Below are 3,044 nucleotides of genomic sequence, written 5' to 3'. Positions count from 1 at the left end.
TTTACCACGCATTTCATTTCCAGGTTATAGGTAACGCCAACATGCCCTTCTTTTGGCGTGGTTTTATATTGCTCCAATTCATCGGGTGTAACCAGCCATGGGCCAATCACGGTCGAAAAATCTTTGCCTTTGGCTGGGCCAAGGTTCAGCAGCATTTCTTCCATTTGCAGGGTGCGGGCGCTCATATCGTTCATGATCATATAACCTGCAATAAAGCTATCGGCTTCGGCAGCACGAATGTTACGGCCTTTTTTATTCAGCACTACGGCTACTTCCAACTCAAAATCAAGCTTCTGAAAATGATCAGGCATACACTCAATTTCACCGGGGCCTTGTATGGCATTATGGTTGGTAAAGTAAAAAATAGGGTATTGGTCAAACTCGGCAATCATATCTACCTTGCGGTTGCGGCGGGCAGCAGCTACATGCTGCCTGAAGGCGTACCCGTCGCGACATGATGTTGGGTGAGGTACGGGGGCTATTAACTCATAAAACAGTTCCTCTTTAGCTTCTATTTTACCACTTTTAATATCAGCGTTCACCTTTTTAGCGTGATCCATCAACTCATCTCCACCCCATAAAAATTCATTCATGTTATCGGGTATCAGTTTATCGCACGAGTTTAGATTATAAATATGGCCGTTTATATAGATGCCTAAATGCTCCCGGTCTTCGGTTTTGTAGGATACTAATTTCATAAGATATAATTGGTTTATCGGAAATCAAAAGTAGTAAAATAGTTGATTGATACTATTTGTAGAGACGCGATACTTCGCGTCTTGTTTAATTTTGCATATCTGAGACGCGAGGTATCGCGTCTCTACAGTTATTGTTCCCCAATCACCAACTGTTATGCTTGCATATTAAATTTATTACACTTAATTTTGATACCAATGATGAGCATTAAAAAACAGTTTTACTTTTCCCTTGGGCTTACTTCTATGAGTAACTCCTCTTCTTTCAGGGATGCTGTGCTCTCCAAGATCGCGTTGGCGCAATTCTAATTTCATTTCGTTTTTTATACGTAATTGGTGGTATCATACTATTTCGATACGCAACCCGGTGTACTATAATTTAAACTTTTTGAACGCTTAAAACGTTCTTAATAAACCAATTAATTAAATCATGCCTGTTTACCACACTTTAGGGACCATCCCGCATAAGCGGCATACGCAGTTCCGTAAGCCCGATGGCACATTATATGCCGAAGAACTGGTTTCAACCGAAGGGTTTTCCAGTCTTTATTCGCTGGTTTACCACGCTTATCCGCCTACCATCGTAAAAGAACTGGGCGAGCCATATTCGGTTGAGCCCAAAATAGCGCGCGAAAAGCATCTTAAACATACCAGCCTGATAGGGTTTAATATAAAGCCCGAAGATGACTATTTAAAGAGTCGCAAACCGGTGCTGGTGAACAGCGACCTGCATATATCATTGGCCGCCCCGCGCAAAAGCATGACCGACTATTTTTACAAGAACAGCCAGGCCGACGAGGTGATCTTCATCCACGTAGGCTCGGGTACTTTAAAAACCGGTTTCGGGAAAATTAAGTTTGAATATGGCGATTACCTGGTTATCCCCCGTGGCACCATTTACCAGCTGGAATTTGATAATGAGGATAACCGCCTGTTCATCATAGAAAGCTTTAGCCCTATCCGTGCGCCAAAACGCTACCGGAACGAATACGGCCAATTGATGGAACATTCGCCTTATTGCGAACGCGATATTAAACGCCCAACCGACCTGGAAACCATCGACCAAAAAGGCGATTTTAAGATCCTGATCAAAAAACAAGGATTGATATACCCATACACCTATGGCACTCACCCGTTCGATTTTGTGGGTTGGGATGGTTTCCATTACCCATGGGCATTTTCTATCCATGATTTTGAACCGATAACAGGCCGCGTACACCAACCGCCACCGGTACATCAAACTTTTGAGGGCCACAACTTTGTCATCTGCTCATTTGTGCCCCGCAAGTTCGATTATCACCCATTATCTATCCCCGCGCCATATAACCACAGCAATGTAGATAGCGACGAGGTTTTATATTACGTAGACGGCGACTTTATGAGCCGCAAAAGCGTGGTAAAAGGGCAAATAACCCTGCACCCGGGTGGCATACCGCACGGCCCTGCGCCAGGCTCGGTCGAAAAATCTATCGGTAAGGAATTTACAGACGAACTGGCTGTAATGATTGACCCCTTCCGCCCGCTGATGCTAACCGAAGACGCCGTAAATATTGAAGACGGAAATTATTATAAAAGCTGGGTGATTTAACAGAGTTAAGACAATAAGACACAAGAATTAAGACATAGGATTTGGGGGCGGCAATCACTATTCGCTAACTCACTAAATCACTAATTAAATAAACAATGGAAACATTAACATTAGATACAAAACCAACTACCACAGATTTTTTGCCGCTTAACGGTACCGATTATGTTGAATTTTATGTGGGTAACGCCAAGCAGGCCGCCCATTATTATAAAACTGCTTTCGGTTTTCAGGATTTGGCTTATTCGGGCCCTGAAACTGGCGTACGCGACCGCGCATCGTACGTTTTGCAACAAGGTAAGATCCGTTTGGTATTAACCACCCCGCTGCACTCCGACCATCCTATTGCCGAGCACATTAAAAAACATGGCGACGGTGTAAAGGTATTAGCCCTTTGGGTTGATGATGCATACGACGCTTTTGAGCAAACTACTAAGCGTGGTGCCGAGCCATACCAGCAGCCGCAAACCATTAAAGATGAGCATGGCGAAGTACGTGCCAGCGGTATAAAACTTTATGGCGAAACCGTTCACCTTTTCATCGAACGTAAAAACTACAGCGGCCCGTTCCTGCCGGGTTATAAAGCCTTGCAAACCACCTACCAGCCGCCTGTTGCAGGTTTGCTGTATGTAGACCATTGCGTAGGTAACGTGGGCTGGCATAAAATGGATAAATGGGTTAACTTTTATGAGGATATTATGGGTTTCCGCAACATCCTCACGTTTGATGATAAGATGATCTCGACCGAGTACTCGGCCCTGATT

At 44.2% G+C, this 3,044-nt stretch carries 4 protein-coding genes; 2 read left to right on the top strand and 2 right to left on the bottom strand.

What is annotated here, in order from left to right:
• Both WC615_RS23125 and WC615_RS23120 read right to left on the bottom strand, forming a co-directional pair.
• Positions 1–698 (bottom strand): fumarylacetoacetate hydrolase family protein (locus WC615_RS23125; RefSeq protein ID WP_372980386.1); only part of this gene is annotated, 698 nt, incomplete at its 3' end.
• A 180-nt stretch (positions 699–878) separates the two neighbouring features.
• Positions 879–1,010, bottom strand: coding sequence for a hypothetical protein (locus WC615_RS23120; RefSeq protein ID WP_262892115.1), 132 nt, complete (start codon positions 1,008–1,010; stop codon positions 879–881).
• Between the two features lie 115 nt (positions 1,011–1,125).
• Here WC615_RS23120 and WC615_RS23115 point away from each other — a divergent pair, with 115 nt between their 5' ends.
• Positions 1,126–2,283, top strand: a complete 1,158-nt coding sequence (locus tag WC615_RS23115; protein WP_372980385.1) for a homogentisate 1,2-dioxygenase — start codon at positions 1,126–1,128, stop codon at positions 2,281–2,283.
• 95 nt (positions 2,284–2,378) lie between these two features.
• Positions 2,379–3,044 (top strand): 4-hydroxyphenylpyruvate dioxygenase family protein (locus WC615_RS23110; RefSeq protein WP_372980384.1); only part of this gene is annotated, 666 nt, incomplete at its 3' end.

It is taken from the genome of Mucilaginibacter sp., assembly GCF_041663085.1.
Taxonomy (GTDB): Bacteria; Bacteroidota; Bacteroidia; order Sphingobacteriales; family Sphingobacteriaceae; genus Mucilaginibacter.
The sequence above is the reverse complement of the archived record's forward strand: the minus strand, read 5'-3'. Positions and strand labels throughout refer to the sequence as shown.

Bases quoted from the DNA above. Each gene is read 5' to 3' on its own strand.
- WC615_RS23120 (WP_262892115.1), bottom strand. From the start codon at position 1,010: ATGAAATTAGAATTGCGCCAACGCGATCTTGGAGAGCACAGCATCCCT.
- WC615_RS23115 (WP_372980385.1), top strand. From the start codon at position 1,126: ATGCCTGTTTACCACACTTTAGGGACCATCCCGCATAAGCGGCATACG.